Below are 22938 nucleotides of genomic sequence, written 5' to 3' on the forward strand. Positions count from 1 at the left end.
GGCACGACGACCTCCCCGAGGGGGCCGGCGCCGCCACGGACCCTGCCCGCGAGGTGCCACAGCCCGAGGGCCGTCCCACGCGGCGGCGGGACTACTACAAGGGGCCCCTGCGGTTGCGGGGCCGCCGCGTGCCGCAGGAGACCACCGACCAGCGCCTGCTGCGCAACGACGGCCAGGGCTCCTTCATCCACACCGACCCGTGGCGCGTCATGCGCATCCAGGCCGAGTTCGTGGAGGGCTTCGGCGCCCTGGCGGAGATCGGTCCGGCGGTCAGCGTGTTCGGCTCGGCGCGCGCCGCGCAGGACTCCCCGGCCTACGCCTACGGCCAGGAGGTCGGGCGCCTGCTGGTGGAGCACGGTTACGCCGTCATCACCGGCGGGGGACCGGGGACGATGGAGGCCGCCAACCTCGGGGCCAAGGAGGCCGGGGGAGACAGCATCGGCCTGGGCATCGAGCTGCCCTTCGAGGCGGGCCTCAACGACCACGTGGACCTCGGCGTGAACTTCCGGTACTTCTTCGTGCGCAAGACCATGTTCGTGAAGTACGCGCAGGGTTTCATCGTGCTGCCGGGTGGATTCGGCACGCTGGACGAGCTGTTCGAGGCCCTGACCCTGGTGCAGACGGGCAAGGTGACGCACTTCCCCATCGCGCTCATCGGGGTGGACTTCTGGCAGCCGCTGCTGGAATGGCTGCGTGACGTGCTCCTGGAGCGGGGGATGGTCTCGCCGAAGGATCTCGACCTGATGTACCTCACCGACGACCCGGCCGACGCCGTCCGGCACATCGTGGAGAATCCCGGCGCCGTACGGCGGGGCCGCCAGCCGGAGTGAGGGCCCTGCGGGCGTGAACCCGCCCGCCGTGCCATGATCAGCGCCATGGTGGTCGTTCTCGTTGCCCTGCTGGCCTGCGTCGTGGCCTGGGTGGCCGCAGTGGTCATCGGACGGCTCCCAGCCGGCGAGGGTGCGCTGCCTCCGGAGCTCCCCGGCGAGGCCGCCGTGCACCTGCCGGACGGGCCGCTGCACGGTGAGGACGTGCGGGGACTGCGTCTACCCACCGCCATCCGGGGTTACCGTATGGCGGAGGTCGACGACATGCTGCGCCGCATGGCCGAGGAGCTCGAGGCGCGAGATGCCGCACTGGCCGAGATGCGACAGCACCGCGGCGCCGACCTGTGACACAAGCCATTTCATGGCATGGTGATGTGCGCCGTTCGCACCGTCCGGCGCACATGACCCCTGCACCGGACCAGAGAGGAACACCGTGAAGTCGTTCGAGGTGGAGCGTTTCGCACACGCCCCCGTGGAGGCCCTCTGGCCGCTCATCGCCGACTTCACCGGTTCTGGCCGATTCACGCCCTACCGGGTGACCTCTGCTTCCCCCGGCCCCGTCGCCGTGGGGTGGACCTTCGAGGCCCGCACGCCGCTGGGTCTCGTCTCGGCGCGTGACGCCCTGAAGGTGACCCGCTGGACGCCGCCCTCCGGGGGACCGGCCGCGTTCTCGCTGCGCCGGGTGGGCTCGAAACTGGCCGGCTGGTGCGACGTCACGCTCACCCCACACCCCCGCGGCTGCCGGATCTCCTGGCGTGAGGCCGTGAAGTCCTCGACCCCCGGCGCCGCCGGGTCCGTGGAGCGCGCGGTGGACAAGAACCTGCGCCGCGCCATCGACGAGGCAGAGGCCGGCGTCCGCCGCCGCTGACTCACTCGCCGGTGAAGACCGGCTGCTCCTTGGCCAGGAAGGCCTGCACGGCGCCGCGGTGGTCCCGGCTGGACCCGGTGCGCTCCATCTGCGTGTACTCGAACGCCAGTGCCCCGGCCAGGTCCGTCCCCTGCGCGGTCCGCAGCGAGGCCTTGATGCCGGCGAACGCCAGCGTCGGACCCTGCGCCAGCCGCTGGGCCAGCGCGTTCACGGCGGCGTCCAGCTCCGCCGCCGGCACCACGGTGCCCACGAGCCCGGCGTCGCGGGACTCGGCAGCGGACAGCTTGGCGCCCAGCATGAGCATCTCCGCAGCCCGCGCCGGACCCACCAGGCGCGGCAGGTGCCAGCTGGTGCCCGAGTCGCACGAGAGCCCGATGCCGGAGAACGCAAAGCTGATGGCTGCCTCCTCGGCCATGATCCGCAGGTCGCACGCCATCGCGAAGGCCGCCCCGGCCCCGGCGCAGGCCCCGTTGATGCGGGCGATCACCGGCTTCTCCATCTCCGCCAGCAGCGTCACGATGGGGTTGTAGTGGTCCACGACGGTGTCCCACGGGTCGGCCTCGTCCAGGAGCCGGATGTGCTCCTTGAGGTCCTGGCCCACGCAGAAGGCGCGGTCCCCGGCTCCGGTCAGCACCACCACCCGGGCCAGCGGGTCCTCGGCCACCTGCTGCAGCGTGGCGAGCAGCGCGTCCTTCACGGCCACGTCCAGCGCGTTCATGGCGTCGGGACGGTTGATGGTCACCGTCGCCACCCCGTCGGCGAGGTCGAGCAGGACGGGCTGGCTGGTCTGCTGGGACGAGTCGGTCTGGGCGGGCTGGTCGCTCACGGGCGTCCTCCTGGAGGGTCGGGTCTGCTGCCCCGAGCCTGCCACCTGTGGGCCGCAGGGCGCACCGCACCCGCCGGCGGTGGGGTACCGCGCCGCCGGGCCCGCCCTCGACCCAGCACCCGCCGCCGGGTTGCGATTGGGTGACGATCCGCCGCTGGAGAGCCATCCGGGGGAAGCACTCCCGCGGATGAGAGATAATGGGTCCCGCCACAGCGGTCCCGCGCCTGCTGGACCATCCGGTGCTGATCCCGCACCCAGCGATCGGCACGACGACGAAAGGTAGATCATGGCTGCCATGAAGCCCCGCACCGGCGACGGCCCCCTGGAGATGACCAAGGAGGGCCGCGGCATCGTCCTGCGCATGCCCCTGGAGGGCGGCGGCCGGTTGGTCGTGGAGATGACGCCCGACGAGGCCAAGGACCTCGGGAAGGTCATCAACGACTGCGTCGGTGGCTGACCAGCCGTCACCGCCCTGCTGACAGGCCCTCGCCCCTCGGGGTGGGGGCCTGCCCGTCCTCCGGGGGGTGCGTGGCCGCATAGTGTGGCCCCATGAATCGTGAGCAGGCCGCCCTGGTGGGGTACGCGGAGCACTGGTCGACGCCGCCGGCCGGGGAGGCCGATGCGGCCGACCTGGCCCGCACGCAGGCGCGCGGCCGGGAGGTCGCGGCCGAGGGGGCCGTGCTGCGCCTGCTGGCCCGCACCTCGCGGGCCCGGGCGGCGGTGACCGCCACGACCCTCGGGGGCGCGCTGCCGCTGTGGATCCTGCAGGGGATGCCCACCGACGGTGCGCTCACCTGCATCGACCACGAGGCCGAGGCCGCCCTCACCCGCCGCGCGACGACCTCGGCGGGCGTGCCGCAGCACCGCTGGCGCGTGATGCCCGGGCGCCCCGGTGAGGTCATGAACCGCCTGCGCGATGCGGCCTACGACCTCGTGGTGCTCGACGCCACCAGCTCCGACCTCGCCGAGCAGGTGGAGCAGGCCCGCCGGCTGGTGCGCCCCGGGGGTCTGCTGGCGATGGTGGGCGTGGGCCTGGGCGGACGGCTCGCCGACCCGGTGGACCGCAGCCCCGCCACCCAGATGGTCCGCTCCGTGCTGGAGGACTGGCGGGCGCTGGACTCCGACGCGGTGATCGTGCCGGTGGGCGCGGGGGTGGCGGCGGCGGTGATGCCGTGAGGGGGGACTGGCACACTGTGCCTGCACGCTCCCGGCGGCGGGGGCGTTGTCGCCGTGCGCACGTGCCGGCGGCACCGACGACCAGGACGGGAGCACGCAGGTGAACATCTTCGGGATGTCGCAGTGGGAGCTGCTGCTGATCTTGGTGGTGATGCTGGTGCTCATCGGCCCGGACCGGCTGCCGGGTGCCATCGAGAACCTGCGCCGCTGGATCCGCCAGGCCCGCGACATGGCCAACCAGGCCAAGGGCGACCTGCGCGAGCAGGTGGGCGACGACATCGACCTGGACTGGCGCAAGTGGGACCCCCGCCAGTACAACCCCAAGCGCATCGTCCGCGAGGCCCTCATGGAGGACGTGGAGGCGCTCAACCCCTTCGCCCAGGACGATGAGGTGAGCGAGGCCGGCGTGGAGGAGTCCCGCGCCGCCGTGGCGCCGTCCCCGGGGGAGTCCGCCGCCCCCGCCGGCCGCCGCTGGGGCAACCCGCACGGCTACGACCCCCTGGCGCCCACCCCGTACGACACCGACGCCACCTGAGCCGCGCCGGCCGCCTGTCGCCCCGCTCACCGCGCGAGGAGGCCCTCCGCATCGAATGATCGATGGGGAGGGCCTCCTCGTGTGCCGCGCCGGGCGCTGGCTGATCTGACCACGCGATCAGACCGGGCTGATGCCCAGCTTCCGCCCGGCGAGGCCACGGGCGCGCTGCCCCAGGCCGGAGGCGATGTCGTTGAGGGCCGAGCCGGCGGCGCTGTCGGGCGCGGAGAGGACGACGGGCGTCCCCGCATCGCCACCCTCGCGCAGGCGGGTGTCCAGCGGCACCTGACCCAGCAGCGGCACCTCACCGCCCATGGTGCGGCTCAGGGACTCGGCGACCGTCTGACCACCGCCCGCACCGAAGATCTCCTGGCGCGTGCCGTCCGGCAGCTCCAGCCAGGACATGTTCTCGATGACCCCGGCCACGCGCTGCTTGGTCTGCATCGCGATGGCGCCGGCACGCTCGGCCACCTCGGCGGCGGCCTGCTGCGGGGTGGTGACCACCAGCAGCTCGGAGCCCGGCAGCATCTGCGCCACCGAGATGGCGATGTCACCGGTGCCCGGGGGCAGGTCGAGCAGCAGCACGTCGAGGTCGCCCCAGAACACGTCGGAGAGGAACTGCTGCAGGGCCCGGTGCAGCATGGGGCCGCGCCACACGACCGGCTGGTTGCCGGGCACGAACATGCCGATGGAGATGACCTTCACGTCGTGCGCCACCGGCGGCATGATCATCTCGTCCACCTGCGTGGGCTGGTGCTGCACGCCGAGCATGCGGGGCACGGAGAAGCCGTAGATGTCGGCGTCCACGACGCCCACCTTCATGCCCTGGGCGGCCATGGAGGCCGCGAGGTTCACGGTCACCGAGGACTTGCCGACGCCGCCCTTGCCGGAGGCCACCGCGTAGATGCGGGTCATGTTGTCCGGGCGCTGGAAGGGGATCTCGCGCTCGGCCTGGCCGCCGCGCAGCGTCTGCTTCAGCTGGGCGCGCTGCTCGTCGTCCATGACCCCCATCTCCACCGTGACGCGCTCCACGGACTCCACCTGGGAGACCGCGGCGGTGACGTCCTTCTCGAGGGTGGACTTCATGGGGCACCCGGCGATGGTGAGCAGGATCCGCACGGTCACGTGGCCGGGGTCGGCCTCGTCGAGGCGGACGTCACCGACCATGCCGATCTCGGTGATCGGGCGGCGGATCTCCGGGTCCTGGACGGTGCTCAGGGCACGCTGGATGGCATCGAGATCAGGAGTGGGCATGCCCTCCATCGTACGTGCCGCTGCGGGTGGCGCCCCCACGCCGGGGGGAGGCGGGCGCGCGGGTGGGTGATGCGTCATCGCCCTCCGCTGCGGGGAGCCCGGCCTCCGATGCGGTGTCGCCCCCCTCGGTGGTCGTCCCACCGGACGTCTCGCCCGGCTGGCCGCGGCGGGCCTCGCGCTCGTCCAGCTCCTCCAGCAGGTCCTCCAGGAGGTCCCGCAGCTCGGAGCGCACGTAGTCACGGCTGGCCATCTCGCCCACGGTCAGGCGCAACGAGGCGACCTCACGGGTGATGAACTCGGTGTCCGCCAGGTTCCGCTCGTCGCGGGCGCGGTCCTGCTCGATGCTCACGCGGTCGCGGTCGTCCTGGCGGTTCTGCGCCAGCAGGATCAACGGGGCCGCGTAGGAGGCCTGCAGCGAGAGGATCAGCGTCAGCAGCGTGTAGTTCAGTGCCCGTGGGTCGAACTGCGCGCTCTCGGGCATGAAGGTGTTCCAGCCCAGCCACACGGTGACGAACAGGGTCATCCACAGCAGGAACTGCGGGGTGCCCATGAACCGGGCGAACGCCTCGCTGGCGCGGCCGAAGGCCTCGGAGTCCACCTGCGGCCGGGGGAGCCGGCGCCGTGCCACCTGCGGGGAGGACAGGCCGCCTCCGCTGGGCTCGTGGCGGTCGATGGTCTTCATCGGTGCGGTCCGGGGGCCGCCGTGGCCGGAGGTGCCGGCCACGGCCTTGCGGCGGTCGCGGCGCTCCCGCAGCTCGCGCAGCCGCTGGGCCCGCTCGTCCGGGTCGGTCTCAAGCGCCATGGGCTGCCTCCTCGTCCTGCACGCTCAGGGCCGCGGTGACGTCCGGGGCCTCCTCGTCTCGGTCCTCGCGCCAGTCGTCCGGGAGGATGTGGTCGAGCACGTCGTCCACCGTGACCGCGCCCAGCAGGCGTCGGTCCTCGTCCACCACGGGCAGCGAGATCATGTTGTAGTTCGCCATCGAGCGGGTCACCTCGCCGAGGCTGGCGTCCACGTCCAGCGGCTCGATGTCGCTGTCGATGATGGCGCCGATCGACTCGTGCGGTGGCTCGCGCAGCATCCGCTGGAGGTGCACCACGCCCAGCAGCTTGCCGGTGGGGACCTCCAGCGGGGAACGGCAGACGAACACCATCGCGGCCAGGGCGGGGTGGAGCTCCGCGCGCCGGACGGTGGCCAGGGCCTCGGCGATCGAGGCGTCGGCCCCCAGGATCACCGGCTCGGTGGTCATCATGCCGCCGGCGGTGTCCTCGCCGTAGGTCAGCAGGGTGCGCAGCGGCTCGGCCTCCTCGGGCTCCATGGCCCCCAGCAGCTCCGCGGCCGTGGCGTCGGGCAGCTCGCCCAGCAGGTCGGCGGCGTCGTCGGGCTGCATCGCCTCCAGCACGTCCGCGGCGCGGTCGGTGGTGAGGGCGGCCACGATGGCGACGCGGTCCTCCTCGGGCAGCTCCTCCAGCACGTCGGCGAGCTTCTCGTCCGGCAGGGCGTCGGCCACCTCGCGGCGGCGCTTGGGGGTGAGCTCCTGCAGGGCGTCGGCGACGTCGGCGGGCTTCAGCTCCTCGAAGGACTCGATGAGTCGGTCGGCGCCCTGGGAGGCGTCCTCGGTGTGCATGCCGGCCACCGTCTCCACGTCCACCACCAGCGTCTCGCCCCGGCGGCGCAGGCTGAGCCGGCGGCGCTGGGTGGGGTCGGACTTGCGCACGAACACCTTGGTGACGTGCCAGTCCCGGTTGCGTTGCTGGGTGATGCCGATGTCCTCGATGGTCGCGTCGAAGACGTCGTCCTCGTCCAGGGTGACGTGCACCTGGCGGTCGAAGAGCTCTGACTGCACCAGCACCTCGCGGGGGTGCCGTTCGAAGCGGCGCATGTTCAGCAGTCCGGTGGTGATCACCTGGCCGGCGTCGATGGAGGTGATGCGCGTCATGGGCACGAACACGCGGCGGCGCCCGGGGACCTCCAAGACCATGCCGATGACGCGGGTCACCTGCCGTGCCGAGGAGTGCTGGACCACGACGTCGCGGACCTGCCCGACCCGGTCTCCGATGGGGTCGAACACGCCGAGGCCGATGAGGTGGGACACGAACACGCGGGCTGCACTCACGTCGGCAAGGGTAGTCGGGAGGGCACTCGGCAAGCTCTCAGGCAACGATCAGGGATCTGGGAGAGACTGTGACCATGAGCACGCAGTCAGGCATGGGACCCCAGGCCGGTTTGGGCGCCGGACGTTCGCTGCTGGAGCTGAAGAACCCCCGCTCCGTGGCGACCTACGACGACTACACCGAGGCGCAGGGCGCCGTCGACCACCTGAGCGACAAGGGCTTCCCGGTGGACCAGCTGGCCATCGTGGGCAGCGACCTGCGACAGGTGGAGCGCGTCACCGGCCGTCTCTCCTGGGGTCGGGTGCTGCTGGGTGGGCTGCTCAGCGGTCTGTGGCTGGGTGCCTTCGTGGGCCTGATCATGTCGCTCTTCAGCGACGAGGGCTTCTGGGCCATCCTCGCGACCACGCTGCTGGCCGGTGCCCTCTTCGGTGCGGTCTGGGCCGCGCTGGGCTATGCGATGACGCGGGGTCGCCGGGACTTCACCTCGGTGACCGCCGTGGTGGCCACCAGCTACGAGATCCTCGCCGAGTCCGCCCAGGTGGCCTCCGCGCGGGAGCTGCTGGGCCTGAACGCGCAGGCGGCCCCGGTGCACGAGGGTCCGCTGCGCACCTATGGCGAGGCCGTGGACGAGGCGCGCCGCCAGAGCGGTGCGACGGTCGACCAGCAGAGCCAGCAGGCGCCGCAGCAGGGTCAGCACGGCCAGCCGGAGTACGGCCAGCAGGCGCCGCAGCAGGGTCACTACGGCCAGCAGCCGGCGCAGGACCCTCACGCGCCGCGCCGCCCGCAGGGCTGAGGCCCACCGCGTGGTGGGGTCCGTCCCCGTGCACCAGGACTCCGTGACCACCCGCCGGCTCGCACCCCTCGTCGAGCCGGCGGGTGAGTTGTCGGTGGCCCAGGTGGAGCGCTACGCCCGGCACGTGCTGCTCCCCGGTCTGGGGCTGACCGGGCAGCGCCGGCTCCGCGCCGCCCGGGTGGCGGTGGTGGGTGCCGGGGGACTGGGGTGCCCCGTGCTGCAGTACCTCGCGGCTGCTGGGGTGGGGAGCCTGAGCGTCATCGACGACGACCTGGTGGAGGCCAGCAACCTCCAGCGCCAGGTGCTCCACGGCCTGGACGACGTGGGACGCCCCAAGGCCGTCAGCGCCGTCGAGTCCCTGCACGCCACCGGCACCGAGACCACCCTCCACCCGGTGCAGCGCCGCCTCACCACCGAGACCGCCACCGATCTGCTGCGCGACCACGACCTGGTGGTGGACGCCACGGACAACTTCCCCACCCGCTACGTGCTCGATGCGGCCGCCGCCCAGCTCGGGATGCCGGTGGTCTGGGGCTCGCTCCTGCGCGACCAGGCCCAGCTCACCACCTTCTGGGCGGCGCCCCGCCCGGCCGCTGGGGCCGAGCCGGTGGCGCCGGTGCGGCTGACCGATCTCTTCCCGCAGGCGCCCGACCCGGCCACGGTGCCCTCCTGCGGGGACGCGGGGATCCTCGGTGCCCTGTGCGGGTTCGTGGGCTCGGCCATGGCGCTGGAGGTGGTGCGTCTGGTCACCGGCACGGGGGAGTCGATGCTGGGGCGCCTGCTCTTCGTCGACGCCGCCTCGATGCGGTTCTCCGAGCTCCCGCTCGCCGGTGGCCCCGGGGCGGGCGACGCACTCGCGCCCACCGACGCACTCGCGCCCACCGACAGTGCCCCGCCGGGCGTCACCCCCACGGCGCTGGCAGGCGCCCTGGCCGCCGACCCGCCGCCGCTGGTCCTCGACGTGCGCAGCGCCGGGGAGCTCGCGATGGGGGTGGTCCCCGGCGCGGTGCACCTGCCGCTCGACCGCATCCTGGACGACCCCGCGTCGGCCCGGGCCGAGCTGGCGGCCGCCGGCGTGCTCCCCGGGGGCGACCACCGGGGCGAGGCAGCCCCGGGTGAGATCACCCCATCGGCCCCCGGCGTCGTGTGCGTGTGCAAGGCCGGGGTGCGTGCCGCCACGGCCGCCGAGCACCTCATCGGCTGGGGTGTCCCCGGCGTCCGGGTGCTCACCGGTGGGATGCTGGCCTGGCGCGAGCAGGTGGACCCGTCCCTCCCGCGCTACTGACCACCACCCCAGGAGGCTGCCCGTGACCGCCCAGCGTGAGGTGCTCAGCACCGAGGAGTACACCTCCGAGGTCGTCGCCCTCGTCACCGCGCCCGTCGCCAGCGAGGTGGTGGACACCGCCGCCGCGCTGGGACGCGTGCTTGCCCAGGACGCGCGGGCGGCGGGGGACGTGCCCGCCTTCGCGAACTCGGCCATGGACGGCTACGCCGTGCGCGCCGCCGACCTCGCCGACGACCTGCCCGCACGCCTGCGGGTGGTCGCGGACCTCCCGGCCGGCAGCCCCGACGACCCCGCGTTGGCCGCCGGCGAGTGCGCCCGCATCATGACCGGCGCACCGGTGCCCACGGCGGCCGACACCGTCGTGCCGGTGGAGCTGACCGATGCGGGGGACCACGAGGTCCTCGTGCGCGAGCTCTCGCGCGGCGGTGCGGGGGCGCACGTGCGCGGGGCGGGGGAGGACCTCGCCGCCGGCGACCTGGTGCTGCCGGCGGGAACCCTGCTCGACCCCGCGGCCCTCGGCGCCCTGGCCGGCACCGGGGTGGCCACCGTGCGGGTGCGCCGCCGCCCTGTGGTGGGCGTGCTGGCCACCGGTGACGAGCTGGTCACCGGTGGAGGACCCCTCCGCCGCGGTCAGATCCACGAGAGCAACGGCGTCCTCCTCGCGGCCGCCGCCCGGGAGGCCGGCGCGGACGTGGTGACCGGCCCACCCGTGCCCGACGAGGTGGACGCCTTCACCGCGCGCCTGGATGAGCTCACCGCCTCGTGCGACCTCGTGGTGCTCTCCGGCGGGGTGTCGGTGGGCACCTACGACGTCGCCCGCATCGTGCTGGGCGATGCGGGCAGCGGCACCTTCCGCCACGTGCGCATGCAGCCGGGCAAGCCGCAGGGTCACGCGACCTGGCGGGGCGTGCCCGTGCTGGCCTTCCCCGGCAACCCGCTCTCGGCCGCGGTCTCGTGGCAGCTCTTCGGCCGCGCAGTCCTCGCCGCGCTGACCGGCACCGCGGCCCCCGCGTGGGGGACGGCGGTCGCGGGCAGCGCGTGGTCGAGCCCCCCGGGACGCCGCCAGCTGGTGCCCGTGGCCACGACCACCGATGCGGCCGGCCGTCTGGTGGCCACGCCGGCCCACCAGCGCGGCTCGGCCTCCCACATGGTCACCGCCCTGGCCCGTTCCGATGCCCTGTTCGCCGTGCCCCAGGACGTCACCGACGTCCGCCCCGGTGACGTCCACCCCCTGATGAGGTTCTGATGACCGATCCCGCCCAGCCCTTCACCCACCTCGATGCCGCCGGCCGCGCCCGGATGGTGGACGTCACCGCCAAGGAGCCGACCGTGCGCGCCGCGACCGCCCGCGGGGAGGTGGTCTGCTCCGCGGAGGTGGTGGAGCTGCTGCGCTCCGGCACCGTGCCCAAGGGTGACGTGCTGGCCGTGGCCCGCGTGGCCGGCATCGCCGCCGCCAAGCGCACCCCCGAGCTGCTGCCGCTGGCGCACACCATCGGTGTGCACGGGGCGGTGGTGGACCTGGAGGTGACCGACACCGGTGTGCGCGTGGAGGCCACCGTGCGCACCGCCGACCGCACCGGGGTGGAGATGGAGGCGCTCACCGCCGTCAGCGTGGCCGCGCTCGCGGTCATCGACATGGTCAAGGGCACCGACCGCTCCGCCCACCTGCGCGACGTGCGGCTGGTGCGCAAGGAGGGCGGCCGCAGCGGCACCTGGGTGCGTCCCGGTGAGGACCCGGGCGAGCGCGCGTGAGACCTGTCGTCGATGCGGTGGTGCTCGCCGGGGGTGGCGGCCGTCGCCTGGGCGGGGTGTCCAAGGGGGAGGTCGAGCTGGCCGGGCAGCGGTTGGTGGACCACGTGCTGGGCGCGCTCCAGGGCGCGCGGCAGGTGGTCGTGGTGGGGGAGTTGCCCGTGCCCGAGGGCGTGCTGCTGACGCGCGAGGACCCGCCCGGTGGTGGGCCCGCGGCCGGGGTGGTGGCGGGGCTGGAGCGGCTCGGGGCGGAGTCTTCCGCGGCGGACTGGGTGCTGGTGCTCGCGTGCGACCTGCCCGGGGCCGGTGAGGTGGTGCCGGAGCTGTTGGCGGCGGTGGAGGGTGTGGGCCGGGCCGTCGACTCCGTGCTCGCGGTGGACGCCGCGGGCCGCCCGCAGTGGCTGCTCGGGGTGCACCGGTGGAGCGCGCTGGCCCGCGCCGCTGCCCCCCTGGGGCCCGCGCGGGACCTGCCCCTGCGCGCACTGCTGGGCGACCTGCATCGACACGAGGTCCGCCCCGCCCCGGTGGCGGTGGAGGATGTGGACACGTGGGCCGACCACTCCCGGTGGGCCGACCGACTCACGCGAGAGGAGCACACCGCATGACCCCCGAGCCGACGAGCCGCACCCAGCACGTGCCCCAGCTGTGGCGGGACTGGATCGCCGAGGTCTGTGCCGCCTTCGAGATCGACCCCGAGGTGGTGGACGTGCGCGCCGTGCTGGACCTCACCAAGGACGTCGCCCACGGCGTGGACCGTCCGATGGCGCCGGTCACCGCCTTCGTGCTCGGGTACGCCCTGGCGCAGGACCCCGGGCTGACGATGGCCGAGGCGACCGAGCGGGTCCTCGCGCGGATCCCCGCGGCGGAGTCGGACGCCGAGGACGCCTCGTGAGCGTGCGGGTGCGGTGGTTCGCCGCGGCGGCCGAGGCAGCCGGGTGCGCCGAGGGTGACTACCCGGGCACCACCGTGGCCGAGGTGCTCGATGCCGCAGCAGCCCGCCACGGCGAGCGCCTGGCCGCGGTGGCCGCCCGCTGCGCCGTCCTGGTGGAGGGGCGCCGGGCGGACGGCAGCACGCCCGTGCCGCAGGGCACGGTGGTGGACGTGCTGCCGCCCTTCGCCGGTGGCTGAGCCCGGCGTGGAGTCCGCGGGTGCTCAGAGTGCCAGCGCGACCGCCTCGGCGAACAGCTCCTCGGCGTCCACGTCCAGCCCCCGGCTGGTGAACCAGCGGGTGGCGTTCACGCAGTCGCGGTGCAGCATGGCCGGGCCCTGTGGGTTCGCGACCACGTCGACCACCTGGGGGAGGTCGATCACGACCACGCGTCCGGCATCGACCAACAGGTTGTAGGGCGACAGGTCACCGTGGGCCACGCCCTGCTGGGCGAACCCGAGGACGATCTGCCGCACCTGCTGCCAGCAGGACGCCAGGGTCTGCGGATCGGGGCGGGTGGAGGCCAGACGGGGCGCGGCCACGCCGTCGGGGGTGCCGATGAACTCCAGCAGCAGCTCGGTCCCGTCGATCTGCACCGGGTAGGGGACCGGCAGGCCCGCCTGGTGGTAGGTGGTCAGCGCGAACCACTCGGCGTACGCCCACTGGCCGGCGGCCACGGCCCGCCCGTACTCGCTCTTGCGGGCCAGGGCGCGGGCGTCGCGCGACTTCTTCTGCCGACGGCCCTCGGTGTAGGCACTCGACCGGTGGAACTGGCGGTGCTCCTCGCCGCGGTACCGCTTGGCGGCCATGAGCGTGCGGTGGCCGGAGCCGTCGGTGGCGGCGCGCTCCAGAAGGAACACGTCGGCCTCCTTGCCCGTCTTCAGGACACCGAGGTCGGTGTCGATCGCTCCGGCATCGGTCACGACCCAGGCGGGCAGGGGGTCGGGGCCGCGGCAGCCGCGCTCGACCGACCAGTAGGTGGTGGGGCGTTGACCGGCGGCCTCGTCGGCCTCATCGATGTCGACCCATTCCAGGGCGAGCAGGTCGCGCTCGGTCAGGTCGTGCTGTTCAGAGGAGGTGGTGCTGGGGGTGTCGTGGTGCGACAAGGGTGCTCCTGATGGAGAGAAGGTTCTGGGCGCAACGGGTACGCAGGGCCGTCGTCGTCATCTCGGGCCTCCTCTCGTCAGGCGAGCACTCCGGTGGTGTCGCTGCAGCCATCCTCCCGGGCCGCCGGAGCAGCGGCAATCGAATTTCTGGCCGCGCGCTCAGCCGCCGATGGCGCTCATGGGCCGCGGGGGCTGCAGGAAACCGGGGTCGTCGATGCCATGCCCCGGCTGCTTGGCCAGGGTCGCCTCCCGGAACAGCGCGGTGAGCTCGGCATGGTCCGCCCCGGCCCGCAGCGGGCCGCGCAGATCGGTCTCCGACCGGGCGAACAGGCAGGAGCGCAGCTGGCCGTCGGCCGTGACGCGCAGCCGGTCACAGGCCCCGCAGAAGGGTGCGGTCACCGAGGCGATCAGCCCCACCACGGCCGGACCGTCGTCCACGACGAAGCGCTCCGCGGGTGCGGCCCCGCGCCCCGGCAGCGGCGTGAGCGTGAAGCGCTCGGACAGCCGCTCCATCACCTCGGCGCGGGTCACCATGTCGCCGCGGTCCCAGGTGTGCCCGGCATCCAGCGGCATCTGCTCGATGAAGCGCAGCTCCACCCCACGCTCCACCGCCCAGGCCAGCAGGTCCGCCGCCTGGTGGTCGTTCTGCCCCCGCACCAGCACCGCGTTGACCTTCACCGGGCGCAGGTCGGCGGCCAGCGCGGCGTCCACCCCGGCCAGCACCGCATCGAGCCGCGGGCGACGGGTCATGCGGCGGAAGGTCTCCTCATCGACCGTGTCGAGGCTGATGTTCACGCGCGACAGCCCCGCATCGGCCAGCCGGTGGGCGCGGTGGTGCAACCCGATGCCGTTGGTCGTCATGGACAGCTCCAGCGGTCCGGCATCGCCCTCCAGCGCGGCGAGGTCGGCCACGAGCTCCTCGAGGTCCGGGCGCAGGAGTGGCTCCCCGCCGGTGAGGCGGATGCTGGTGATGCCGCTCTCGACCGCCACCCGTGCCACGGCCACGAGCTCCTCGCGGGTCAGCAGCTCGTCCTTGGCCATCCACGGCACGCCCTCGGCCGGCAGGCAGTAGGTGCACCGCAGGTTGCACTTGTCGATCAGCGAGATGCGCAGGTCGGTGTGTACGCGACCGAAGCGGTCGACGAGCCCGCCGGTTGCCGTGCTCACGCCAGCCCCAGGTTCGACCAGGTCGCCCGCCCGTCGGCCTCGTGCTGGTGCTTCCACACCGGTACCCGGGCCTTCACCTGCTCCACCAGCGCCTCGCAGACCGTGAAGGTGACCGCCCGGTGGGCCGAGGCGACGCTCACCACGATGGCGAGGTCGCCCACCTCCAGATGTCCGATGCGGTGAGCCACCGCCACGTGCGTGGTCCCCTCGGGGTCCTGCGTGGCGAGCACCTCGGCCACCACCTGGCGCAGCACGCCCTCGGCGTCCGGGTGGCAGCTGTAGTCCAGGGACACCACCTCGCCGCTGGCCTCGGGGTCGTGGTCGCGCACGCGGCCGGTGAAGGTGGTCACCGCGCCGTCGGCCGGACCGGCCACCAGCTGCTCCAGGGCCACCGGGTCCAGGGGCTGGTCGCTGATGCGGGCGTGCACCACACGGGGGTCGGTGGCCGACGGGGGCACGGGGTCGGTGCTCACGTGTGGTCACCCCCGGCCAGCTGGTCCAGCAGGTGCGGCACCAGCGGCAGCAGCACCGCCAGACCGTCGCGGACGCCGCCGGTGCTGCCCGGCAGGTTCGCCACCACGGCACCGGGGTGACCGCTCTCCCCATCGGATCCGGTGCGGCTGCCCGCATCGACGACGCCCACCAGCCCCCGGGTGAGGACGGCGTGGGGGGTGTGCTCGGCACCGGCGCGGCGGATGGCCTCGGCCACGCCCGGCAGCTCGCGGTCCAGCAGGGGGGCGGTGCCCTCGGGGGTGCGGTCGCGGGGGGAGACGCCGGTGCCACCGGTGGTCACCACCAGGCGGGAGCCGGACGCCAGGGCTGCGCGCACCGCATCGGCCACCGACGCGGCGCCGTCGGGCACCACGGTGAGCTCGGCCCGGACGCCCAGCGACGCCGTGACGAGCTCCTGCGCGAGCGGCCCGGAACGATCCTCACGGACCCCCGCCGCCACGCGGTCGGAGACCGTGACGACGGTGACCTTCAGGGGCGTGTGCATTCGGGCCAGCCTATCTCCCACCCCGCGGCCAGCGGGCGTCCGCGGGGTCCGGCCGGGCTCCTACGATGCGCCCATGCCCCCTTCCGGTCCGCCGCCCGCGAGCGCCCCCGGCGACGGTCTGACGCGCCCCCGCTGGGACGCGCGCGAGCTGGCCGGCGCGGTGGCCGACCTGGGGGTGCTCGTGCCCATCGCGGTGGCACTGGTGCTGGTGAACGGTCTCTCGGCCACCGCCGTGCTCCTGCCCGCCGGGCTGCTCTACGTGGTGGCTGGGCTGTTCTACCGCGTGCCGGTGCCGGTGCAGCCGCTCAAGGCCTTCGGTGCCATTGCCGTGGCGCAGGGGCTGGGGTCGGACGTGATCGCCGCAGGGGCGTTGGTGATGGGGGTGCTCTTCCTGGGCCTGGGCTCCACCGGGTGGATCGACCGGGCGGCGCGACTGGTGCCCCGGCCGGTGGTGCGGGGCGTGCAGCTCTCGGTGGGGCTGCTGTTCCTGAAGCTGGCGTGGGGGCTGGCGACCGATCCGCCGGCGAGCTTCCCCGGGCCGCACCCCGGCCCGGTGGCGGCGGTGGCCTGTGTGGTGGCGCTCGCGGGGGCGGCCGTGGTGCTGCGGCGGTGGGCCTCTGCGCTGGTGCTGGTGGTGGCCGGGGTGGTGGTCATGCTGGCCACGCACTCCGGGCCGGTGGCGTGGGGGCCCTCGGAGCTGGTGCGGCCGGAGCTGTCGCTCGCGACGCTGCTGACCGCCACCGTGGTGCTGGTGCTGCCGCAGCTGCCGCTGACCTTCGCCAACTCCTGCGTGGCCACCGCGGACGTGGCGCGCACCTACTACGGGCGGCGGGCCGGGAGGGTCACCCCGGGCCGGTTGGCCAGCACGCTGGGCGTGGCCAACCTCCTGGCGGGTGCGGTGGGCGGCATGCCCGTCTGCCACGGGGCCGGGGGCATGACCGCCCACCGGTCCTTCGGCGCACGGACCGGCGGCGCCCCCATCGCGCTGGGGGTGGTGCTGCTGGTGCTCGCGCTGGGGGTCGGTGCGGGGCTGGCGGGGGTGCTGGCGCACTTCCCGGTGGTGGTGCTCGCCGCACTGCTCGCCGTCGCAGGAGCCCTCCACGTCGCGCTCCTGCGCGACCTGAAGGGCTCCTGGGAGGTGCTGCTGGCGGTGGCCGTGGGCCTGGTGGGCTTCCGGGGCCACCTGGCGCTGGCGCTGGTGGCCGGCTGCCTCGTGTGGTGGGCCGTGTGGTGGGCGCTCAGCCGCGCAGGCGGGCCATCCACGCCTCGACGTCGTCGGCCGTCCGGGGCATGAAGCCCGAGAGGTTCTCGCACCCGTCCTCGGTCACCAGCACGTCGTCCTCGATGCGGACGCCGATGCCGCGGAACTCCTCCGGCACCTTGAGGTCGTCGGCCTTGAAGTACAGGCCCGGCTCCACCGTGAGGCACATGCCCGGCAGCAGCTCGGCACCCAGGTACTCCTCGCGGCGGGCCAACGCGCAGTCGTGCACGTCGATGCCCAGGTGGTGGCTGGTGCCGTGCACCATCCAGCGGCGGTGGTACTGGCCCTCGGGCTTGAGGGTGTCCTCCACGCTGACACCCTCGGGGAGCAGACCCCAGGAGTGCAGGTGCTCGGCGATCACGCGGATGGCCGCGGCGTGCACGTCACCGAACTTGTTGCCCGGCTTCACGGCGGCAATGCCGGCCTCCTGCGCCGCGTAGACCGCGTCGTAGATCTTGCGCTGGGTGTCGGTGAAGGTGCCGTTGATGGGCAGCGTGCGGGTGACGTCGGCGGTGAACAGCGAGTCCACCTCCACGCCGGCGTCCAGCAGCAGCAGGTCACCGGGCTTCATGTCGCCGGTGTTGCGGATCCAGTGCAGCGTGTTGGCGTGGTCGCCGGAGGCCACGATGGAGTCGTAGCCCACCCCGTTGCCGGCGTGCCGGGCGTGGAGGCCGAAGACCCCCTCGATCCAGCGCTCGCCGCGGCCGCGCTCGACGGCCTCGTCGAGGTTCTCGATCACCGCGTCGAAGGCGCGGCCGGTGGCCTGCACCGCGGCGCGCATCTGGTCGGCCTCCCAGTCGTCCTTCACCAGGCGCAGCACGGAGCAGGCGCGGGCCAGCTCGTCGTCCTTGGCGCGGGCGGCCTCGGCGTCGCCGGCGTCGCCCCGGACGCGGCGGATCAGGTCCGTCATGTCGCGGTCGGCGTCGGGCACCACGCGGAGGCGCTCCGCATCGGCCTCGAGGTCGGCCTCCAGCTGGTCCACGTGGCGGGCGTCCAGGCCCAGCTCGCGGCGGATGTCCTCCTCCACCGGGCGCGGACCCACCCAGAACTCGCCGTAGCGCGAGTCGGCGAAGAACTCCTCGGAGTCCCGCGCGGCCATGGGGCGGAAGTAGAAGATGGCCTCCGGCTCGGTGCCGGCCTCACCGGCGCGGATCACGAGCACCGCATCGGGCTCGCGGTCGGCGCCCAGACCGGTCAGGTGGGCGAAGGCCGAGTGGGGGCGGAAGACGTAGTCGGTGTCGTTGGAACGCACCTTCAGTCCGCCGGCGGGCACCACCAGGGTCTCGCCGGGGAACTTCTCGGCCAGCGCCGTGCGTCGGGGAGCCGCGTACTGGGCGGCCTCGAGGGGCCGCACCCCGGAGAAGTCGCGCTCGGCCCAGTCGGCGGCGATGAACGCGCGGAAGTTCTCACCATCGGGTCGGCTGCGGTGGTCCTGCTGCTTCTGCTCTTCACTCACGTGTGCAGTGTGTCACGGCGCCCCGGGCCGGGGGCTGCCGGTGCGGGGCGGGCAGCGGGGGCAGCGGCACCGCGCGTGTGGCGATGCGGTTGCCGGGGCCCCGGCGCGTGCGGCGATGTGGCTGTTGGAGCCCGGCGCGTGTGGCGATGTGGCTGCCAGGGCGACCGCTGTGTCACACGGCAGCGTGGGGGAGCGACCGGTTTGCCACACGGGAGGCCCCACCGCGGCACGGGAGCGCCCGGAGACGCCCGGGACTTGTGAAAGCACGGGGTTCCGGGCGACAGTTGGCCGCGTGTCCCCGTCCCGTGCGCCCCGCTCCCTGAAGTCGGTGGCGCGGGGTGCGTCGGACCCCACGCAGGCGCTGCCCAGCCACTCGCGCATCGGCAGCCCCGAGACCACCGCGCAGAGCGCGATCCCGGGCACCAGCACTGGCACCGGCGGGGCTCCGGGCACCAGCACTGGCGCCGGCGGGGCTCCGGGCACCGCCGCGCACCCCACCGCCGCGCACACCACGCACCCCGCCCCGGTCCCGCCCGTCACCACCCCGGGTACCGCCCCGTTGCGGGCGAGCTCGGTCACCACCGGCCAGAACGAGGCCGTCGTGCTCGCGCCCGGGGTACAGGAGCAGCTCGCCCCCGGCACCATCCGCGGCGGCACCCGTCGCCGGGCCATCCGTCTGGCGGACGTCGTGCGGCCCAGCAAGGCATCGGCCAGCCCCCTGGTGGACTCCGGCGACCGCGACCTCGACGAGCGGCGCGGTCGCCACGTCATCGACCTCGCGCTGCGCACCGGGGAGGCCCTGCTCGCCGCGGGCACCCCGGCCGCCGACGTGGTGGCCACCCTGCTGCGCCTGACCAGTGCCTTCGGCGTGCGCTCGGCGCACGTCGACATCACGTTCACCTCCATCACCGTGAGCATCCACCGGGGCATGGGGGAGGACCCCCTGTCGGTGATGCGCGTGGTGCGCGCCCGCACCCCCGACTACATGGTCGTGGAGCGGCTGCAGGCCTTCGTGAACAGCCTGGCGACCGCCCCGGACGACCTCGATGCGGCGTCCGCCCGGTTGGAGGAGATCCTCCACGCGCCCCGGGCGTACCGGCCGTGGGTGGCCAGTGGCTCGTTGGCCATGATGGGCGCAGCCGTCTCGGCGCTGCTCGGCGCGGACTGGGTCACCTGGATCCTGACCTTCTTCTCCGCACTGTTCATCGACCAGACGATCTCGCGCCTGGGCCGGTGGGGGCTGCCGCCCTTCTTCGGTCAGGTGGTGGCCGCGGCCATTCCCACCACCGTGGCCGTGGCGATCTACGCCATCGAGAAGTACCAGCTCACGCTCGGGCCGATTCCCCTGGATCCCCCGGGCGACCAGTACCACTCGCTCATCGTGGCGGCCGGCATCATCGTGCTGCTCGCCGGTCTGGGGGTGGTCGGCACCGCCCAGGACGCCCTGGACGGCTACTACGTCACCGCGGGGGCCCGCGCCTTCGAGGTGGTCGTGATGACGGCCGGGGTCGCCATCGGTGTCTCGCTGGTGCTCTCGGCCGCGCAACGAGCGGGCCTGAGCATGACCATCCTGACCCGGCCGTACCTCTCGGACCACCTGCCCACACTGGTGGTCAGCTCGGCGGTGTTCTGCTTCTTCTCCGCCATCGCCACCTACGCCTCGATGCGGGCGGCCGTCCTGTCCTCGATGCTGGGCGCCACCGCCTTCGCGGTGTACTGGGCGGTGGACGCCGGCGGCATCAGCTACGAGATGCGGGTGCTCATCGCGGTGGCCTTCGTGTCCTTCCTGGCCCAGTGGGTGGCACGGGTGCTGCACGTGCCCTCCCTGGCGTTGACCACCGCGGTGATCGCGCCCTTCCTGCCCGGTGGGATGGTCTATCGCGGGCTCTTCCTGCTCATGGACAACGACCCGGACACCTACTTCATGGGCATCCAGCAGATCCTGTCGGCGGTGGCCAGCGGGCTCGCGCTCGCCGCGGGTGTCAGCCTGGGCACCTGGATCTACCGTGCGGTGAACGGCATGTCGCGCTCCGAGCGCAAGGCCAGCCGGGTGGTGGAGACGTGAGCACCGACCTGCGTCACCGCATCGACCCGCACACGCACTCCGCGGCCTCGGACGGCACCCAGACCCCCGCCGAGGTGGTGCGCAGCGCCGCCGAGCTCGGCCTCGGCGCCCTGGCCCTCACCGACCACGACACCACCTCCGGGTGGGCGGAGGCGAGGGCCGCCGGGGAGGCGCTGGGGGTGGAGGTGTTCGGCGGCATCGAGGTGAGTGCCCAGGTGCCGCGGCCCGGCGAGCGCCCGGTCTCGGTGCACCTGCTGGCGCACCGGCTGGAGCCGGGCAACCCGGCCCTGGTGGGGCTGCTGGAGGCCACCGTCCGCGGGCGCCACGAGCGCATGGACCGGATGGCGGCGATGGTCGCCGAGGACCTCGGCTGGACCCCCGATGAGGTGTGGGCGCACGTCCCGCCGGGGGCCACCCCGGGGCGCCCCCACATCGCCGACGCCCTGGTGGCCGCGGGCACCGTGGCCACCCGCGATGAGGCGTTCGCCGGCCCGCTGGGACGCGGCGGGCGGTACAACCTGCCCCACCCCGTGCCCGCCGCCGCCGACGTGCTGCGCGCCGTCCGCGAGGCCGGGGGAGTGGTGGCCCTCGCCCACCCGCTGGCCGCCCTCCGCGGGCGCAGCGTCACCCGCGAGGAGGTGGAGGAGATGGTGGACCTGGGCCTGCAGGGCATCGAGGTGGACCACCGCGACCACGACCCCGCCGAACGCGCGCTCGCGGCCACCTGGGCGGCGGAGCTGGACCTGGTGCCGCTGGGCTCCAGCGACTACCACGGGGCGGGCAAGCCCAACCTGCTGGCGGAGAACACCACGCCGCTGGAGGTCTTCGGCGAGTTCCTGGCCCGCTGACCGCGCGGCCCCCATCGCGGGCGAGGCAACGGCCCCCGCCGTGCGGGTGCACGACGGGGGCCGGACTCACGCGGCGGAGCTCACTCCGAGGCGCCACCCCGGGTGCGGCGACGGCGGCGGGGGCGGCGCGCGCCACCCTCCCCGTTCTCCGACACCGGCGCGGTGCGGCTGGACTCGCTGCGGCCCGCACCGCGCTCGCGGGAGCCCTGACCACCCCGGCCGCCACCGCCCTGTCGGCCGCCGCGTCCGCCGCGTCCGCCCTCGGACCGGCCGCCGGTGCGCTCGCGCCCCGAGCCGCCCCGCTGGGGGGACTTGAGGTCACCGGCGTCGTCGAGCTCCTCGGCCTTCAGGCCCGCCCGGGTGCGCTGGGCGGAGGGCAGCTCACCGGTCACCTCGGCGGGGATGCGCAGGTCGGCGTAGAAGTGCGGGGAGGTGGAGTAGGTCTCGGCCGGCTCCGGGGCGCCGAGCTCCAGCGCCCGGTTGATCACGGCCCAGCGGTGCAGGTCGTCCCAGTCCACCAGGGTGACGGCCACACCGTTCTTGCCGGCACGCCCGGTGCGTCCGATGCGGTGCAGGTAGGTCTTCTCGTCCTCGGGGCACTGGTAGTTCACCACGTGGGTGACGTCCTCCACATCGATGCCGCGGGCCGCCACGTCCGTGGCCACCAGCACGTCCACCTTCCCGGTGCGGAAGGCGCGCAGCGCCTGCTCGCGGGCGCCCTGCCCCAGGTCGCCGTGGATGGCGGCCGCCGCGAAGCCGCGCTCCACCAGCTGGTCGGCCACCTTGGCGGCGGTGCGCTTGGTGCGGGTGAACACGATGGTCAGCCCGCGGCCCTCGGACTGCAGCAGCCGGGCGAGCATCTCCACCTTGTCCATGGCGTGGGCGCGGTAGACGAACTGGTCGATCGCCTCCACGGTGGCGCCGGCACCCGGCACCTCCTCCATCGCGCGGATGTGGGTGGGCTGGTTCATGTAGCGGCGGGCCATGGCCACGACGGCGCCCGGCATGGTGGCCGAGAACAGCATCGTGTGGCGGCCGGCGGGCGTCATCGAGAGCAGCTTCTCCACGTCGGGGAGGAAGCCCAGGTCGAGCATCTCGTCGGCCTCGTCCAGCACCACGGTGCGCGCGTGGGCGAGGGTGAGGTGGCCCCGCTCGGCGAGGTCGATCAGGCGGCCGGGGGTGCCCACCACGATCTCCACGCCGCGCTCGAGGGCCTCGATCTGCGGCTCGTAGGCACGGCCGCCGTAGACGGTCAGCACGCGGACACCGCGGCGGGCGGCGGCACGCTCCAGGTCGCCCGCCACCTGGAGGGCGAGCTCACGGGTCGGGGCCACCGCGAGGGCCTGCGGGGCACCGGGGCGCTCCAGGGCGTCGAAGCCCTCGTCGGTGGGGCCCACCACGTTCTGGACCATCGGCACACCGAAGCCCAGGGTCTTGCCGGTGCCGGTCTTGGCCTGGCCGATGATGTCCTGTCGGTCCAGGGCGACCGGCAGGGTCATGGCCTGGATGGGGAAGGGATGGATGATCCCGCCGTCGGCGAGGGCGGCCACGATGTCGGGGTGGATGCCGAAGTCGGCAAAGGTCTTGTCGGTCATGGATCTCCTGATCGCGCGCCGGGGGCGCTGGCTGCGGGCCGATCGGAGATGTCTTCAGGCGCGTTCGCGCAGGGCCGCGCGTGCGGCGTGGGG

Annotated in this window: 26 protein-coding genes; 16 read left to right on the top strand and 10 right to left on the bottom strand. The window is 74.0% G+C overall.

Features of this window, described 5'->3' with window-relative positions; genetic code table 11:
• The first annotated feature begins 53 nt into the window (after positions 1 to 53).
• The 3 genes from ACEY2A_RS01060 to ACEY2A_RS01070 all read left to right on the top strand — a co-directional run bounded on the left by ACEY2A_RS01060 (position 54) and on the right by ACEY2A_RS01070 (position 1695).
• The gene (locus ACEY2A_RS01060) at positions 54 to 830 is read left to right on the top strand and encodes a TIGR00730 family Rossman fold protein (RefSeq protein WP_374929956.1); all 777 of its coding nucleotides are present in this window, start codon (positions 54 to 56) and stop codon (positions 828 to 830) included.
• Between the two features lie 45 nt (positions 831 to 875).
• Positions 876 to 1175 (top strand): DivIVA domain-containing protein, encoded by a 300-nt coding sequence (locus ACEY2A_RS01065; RefSeq protein WP_374929038.1) that lies wholly within the window; start codon positions 876 to 878, stop codon positions 1173 to 1175.
• Positions 1176 to 1260: 85 nt separating this feature from the next.
• A complete protein-coding gene (locus ACEY2A_RS01070; protein WP_374929039.1) occupies positions 1261 to 1695 on the top strand; it encodes an SRPBCC family protein in 435 nt (144 codons plus the stop codon).
• Between the two features lies 1 nt (position 1696).
• Here the strand turns inward: ACEY2A_RS01070 and ACEY2A_RS01075 are convergent, their stop codons facing one another.
• Entirely contained in the window at positions 1697 to 2521 is an 825-nt protein-coding gene (locus ACEY2A_RS01075) for an enoyl-CoA hydratase/isomerase family protein (RefSeq protein ID WP_374929040.1), read from the bottom strand.
• 286 nt (positions 2522 to 2807) lie between these two features.
• On the opposite strand from ACEY2A_RS01075, the gene ACEY2A_RS01080 reads away from it, so the two are divergent.
• The 3 genes from ACEY2A_RS01080 (at position 2808) to ACEY2A_RS01090 (ending at position 4232) form a co-directional block, all read left to right on the top strand.
• Positions 2808 to 2978, top strand: coding sequence for a DUF3117 domain-containing protein (locus ACEY2A_RS01080; protein WP_374929041.1), 171 nt, complete (start codon positions 2808 to 2810; stop codon positions 2976 to 2978).
• Between the two features lie 92 nt (positions 2979 to 3070).
• Entirely contained in the window at positions 3071 to 3697 is a 627-nt protein-coding gene (locus ACEY2A_RS01085; protein ID WP_374929042.1) for an O-methyltransferase, read from the top strand.
• 100 nt (positions 3698 to 3797) lie between these two features.
• Positions 3798 to 4232, top strand: coding sequence for a twin-arginine translocase TatA/TatE family subunit (locus ACEY2A_RS01090; protein WP_374929043.1), 435 nt, complete (start codon positions 3798 to 3800; stop codon positions 4230 to 4232).
• Between the two features lie 117 nt (positions 4233 to 4349).
• On the opposite strand, the gene ACEY2A_RS01095 is transcribed toward ACEY2A_RS01090, so the two are convergent.
• From ACEY2A_RS01095 to ACEY2A_RS01105, 3 genes are read right to left on the bottom strand one after another with little or no spacing between them, the layout of a single operon-like run.
• Positions 4350 to 5483, bottom strand: coding sequence for an Mrp/NBP35 family ATP-binding protein (locus ACEY2A_RS01095; RefSeq protein WP_374929044.1), 1134 nt, complete (start codon positions 5481 to 5483; stop codon positions 4350 to 4352).
• A complete protein-coding gene (locus tag ACEY2A_RS01100) occupies positions 5470 to 6285 on the bottom strand; it encodes a DUF1003 domain-containing protein (RefSeq protein ID WP_374929045.1) in 816 nt (271 codons plus the stop codon). The genes ACEY2A_RS01095 and ACEY2A_RS01100 overlap by 14 nt, the downstream gene beginning before the upstream one ends.
• Positions 6275 to 7597: a magnesium transporter MgtE N-terminal domain-containing protein gene (locus tag ACEY2A_RS01105; protein ID WP_374929046.1), complete on the bottom strand. Its 1323-nt coding sequence runs from the start codon at positions 7595 to 7597 to the stop codon at positions 6275 to 6277. Before ACEY2A_RS01105 ends, ACEY2A_RS01100 begins: the two co-directional genes overlap by 11 nt.
• Before the next feature lie 74 nt (positions 7598 to 7671).
• Here ACEY2A_RS01105 and ACEY2A_RS01110 point away from each other — a divergent pair, with 74 nt between their 5' ends.
• Genes ACEY2A_RS01110 through ACEY2A_RS01140 form a run of 7 tightly spaced genes read left to right on the top strand, consistent with a single transcriptional unit; the run spans position 7672 to position 12550 of the window.
• Complete coding sequence (locus ACEY2A_RS01110) at positions 7672 to 8388, top strand: general stress protein (RefSeq protein ID WP_374929047.1); 717 nt, start codon at positions 7672 to 7674, stop codon at positions 8386 to 8388.
• A gap of 43 nt (positions 8389 to 8431) precedes the next feature.
• Positions 8432 to 9673 carry a ThiF family adenylyltransferase gene (locus ACEY2A_RS01115; RefSeq protein WP_374929048.1) on the top strand — a complete coding sequence of 414 codons (1242 nt, stop codon included), beginning with the start codon at positions 8432 to 8434 and terminating at the stop codon, positions 9671 to 9673.
• Positions 9674 to 9695: 22 nt separating this feature from the next.
• Positions 9696 to 10919: a gephyrin-like molybdotransferase Glp gene (gene glp / locus ACEY2A_RS01120; protein ID WP_374929049.1), complete on the top strand. Its 1224-nt coding sequence runs from the start codon at positions 9696 to 9698 to the stop codon at positions 10917 to 10919.
• Complete coding sequence (moaC, locus tag ACEY2A_RS01125; protein WP_374929050.1) at positions 10919 to 11425, top strand: cyclic pyranopterin monophosphate synthase MoaC; 507 nt, start codon at positions 10919 to 10921, stop codon at positions 11423 to 11425. The genes glp and moaC overlap by 1 nt, the downstream gene beginning before the upstream one ends.
• Complete coding sequence (locus ACEY2A_RS01130) at positions 11422 to 12027, top strand: molybdenum cofactor guanylyltransferase (RefSeq protein WP_374929051.1); 606 nt, start codon at positions 11422 to 11424, stop codon at positions 12025 to 12027. Before moaC ends, ACEY2A_RS01130 begins: the two co-directional genes overlap by 4 nt.
• Positions 12024 to 12314 (top strand): DUF6457 domain-containing protein, encoded by a 291-nt coding sequence (locus ACEY2A_RS01135; RefSeq protein ID WP_374929052.1) that lies wholly within the window; start codon positions 12024 to 12026, stop codon positions 12312 to 12314. The genes ACEY2A_RS01130 and ACEY2A_RS01135 overlap by 4 nt, the downstream gene beginning before the upstream one ends.
• Positions 12311 to 12550: a MoaD/ThiS family protein gene (locus tag ACEY2A_RS01140; RefSeq protein ID WP_374929053.1), complete on the top strand. Its 240-nt coding sequence runs from the start codon at positions 12311 to 12313 to the stop codon at positions 12548 to 12550. Before ACEY2A_RS01135 ends, ACEY2A_RS01140 begins: the two co-directional genes overlap by 4 nt.
• Positions 12551 to 12574: 24 nt before the next feature.
• Here the strand turns inward: ACEY2A_RS01140 and ACEY2A_RS01145 are convergent, their stop codons facing one another.
• From ACEY2A_RS01145 to ACEY2A_RS01160, 4 genes are all read right to left on the bottom strand, one after another.
• Complete coding sequence (locus tag ACEY2A_RS01145) at positions 12575 to 13456, bottom strand: serine protein kinase RIO (RefSeq protein WP_374929054.1); 882 nt, start codon at positions 13454 to 13456, stop codon at positions 12575 to 12577.
• A 159-nt stretch (positions 13457 to 13615) separates the two neighbouring features.
• Complete coding sequence (gene moaA, locus ACEY2A_RS01150) at positions 13616 to 14623, bottom strand: GTP 3',8-cyclase MoaA (protein ID WP_374929055.1); 1008 nt, start codon at positions 14621 to 14623, stop codon at positions 13616 to 13618.
• The gene (locus ACEY2A_RS01155; protein ID WP_374929056.1) at positions 14620 to 15096 is read right to left on the bottom strand and encodes a molybdenum cofactor biosynthesis protein MoaE; all 477 of its coding nucleotides are present in this window, start codon (positions 15094 to 15096) and stop codon (positions 14620 to 14622) included. The genes moaA and ACEY2A_RS01155 overlap by 4 nt, the downstream gene beginning before the upstream one ends.
• Positions 15093 to 15620: a MogA/MoaB family molybdenum cofactor biosynthesis protein gene (locus ACEY2A_RS01160; RefSeq protein ID WP_374929057.1), complete on the bottom strand. Its 528-nt coding sequence runs from the start codon at positions 15618 to 15620 to the stop codon at positions 15093 to 15095. Before ACEY2A_RS01160 ends, ACEY2A_RS01155 begins: the two co-directional genes overlap by 4 nt.
• A 73-nt stretch (positions 15621 to 15693) precedes the next feature.
• Between ACEY2A_RS01160 and ACEY2A_RS01165 the strand changes: the two genes are divergently transcribed.
• Positions 15694 to 16914: a putative sulfate/molybdate transporter gene (locus tag ACEY2A_RS01165; RefSeq protein WP_374929058.1), complete on the top strand. Its 1221-nt coding sequence runs from the start codon at positions 15694 to 15696 to the stop codon at positions 16912 to 16914.
• Here ACEY2A_RS01165 and ACEY2A_RS01170 read toward each other — a convergent pair.
• Positions 16859 to 18337 (bottom strand): aminopeptidase P family protein, encoded by a 1479-nt coding sequence (locus ACEY2A_RS01170; protein WP_374929059.1) that lies wholly within the window; start codon positions 18335 to 18337, stop codon positions 16859 to 16861. The genes ACEY2A_RS01165 and ACEY2A_RS01170 overlap by 56 nt on opposite strands.
• Before the next feature lie 292 nt (positions 18338 to 18629).
• Here ACEY2A_RS01170 and ACEY2A_RS01175 point away from each other — a divergent pair, with 292 nt between their 5' ends.
• Positions 18630 to 20402: a threonine/serine exporter ThrE family protein gene (locus ACEY2A_RS01175; protein WP_374929060.1), complete on the top strand. Its 1773-nt coding sequence runs from the start codon at positions 18630 to 18632 to the stop codon at positions 20400 to 20402.
• Positions 20399 to 21250 carry a PHP domain-containing protein gene (locus tag ACEY2A_RS01180; protein WP_374929061.1) on the top strand — a complete coding sequence of 284 codons (852 nt, stop codon included), beginning with the start codon at positions 20399 to 20401 and terminating at the stop codon, positions 21248 to 21250. Before ACEY2A_RS01175 ends, ACEY2A_RS01180 begins: the two co-directional genes overlap by 4 nt.
• Positions 21251 to 21330: 80 nt before the next feature.
• On the opposite strand, the gene ACEY2A_RS01185 is transcribed toward ACEY2A_RS01180, so the two are convergent.
• Positions 21331 to 22845 carry a DEAD/DEAH box helicase gene (locus tag ACEY2A_RS01185; RefSeq protein WP_374929062.1) on the bottom strand — a complete coding sequence of 505 codons (1515 nt, stop codon included), beginning with the start codon at positions 22843 to 22845 and terminating at the stop codon, positions 21331 to 21333.
• Between the last annotated feature and the right edge of the window lie 93 nt (positions 22846 to 22938).

It is taken from the genome of Kytococcus sedentarius (genome assembly GCF_041937525.1).
Classification (GTDB): Bacteria; Actinomycetota; Actinomycetes; order Actinomycetales; family Dermatophilaceae; genus Kytococcus; species Kytococcus sedentarius_A.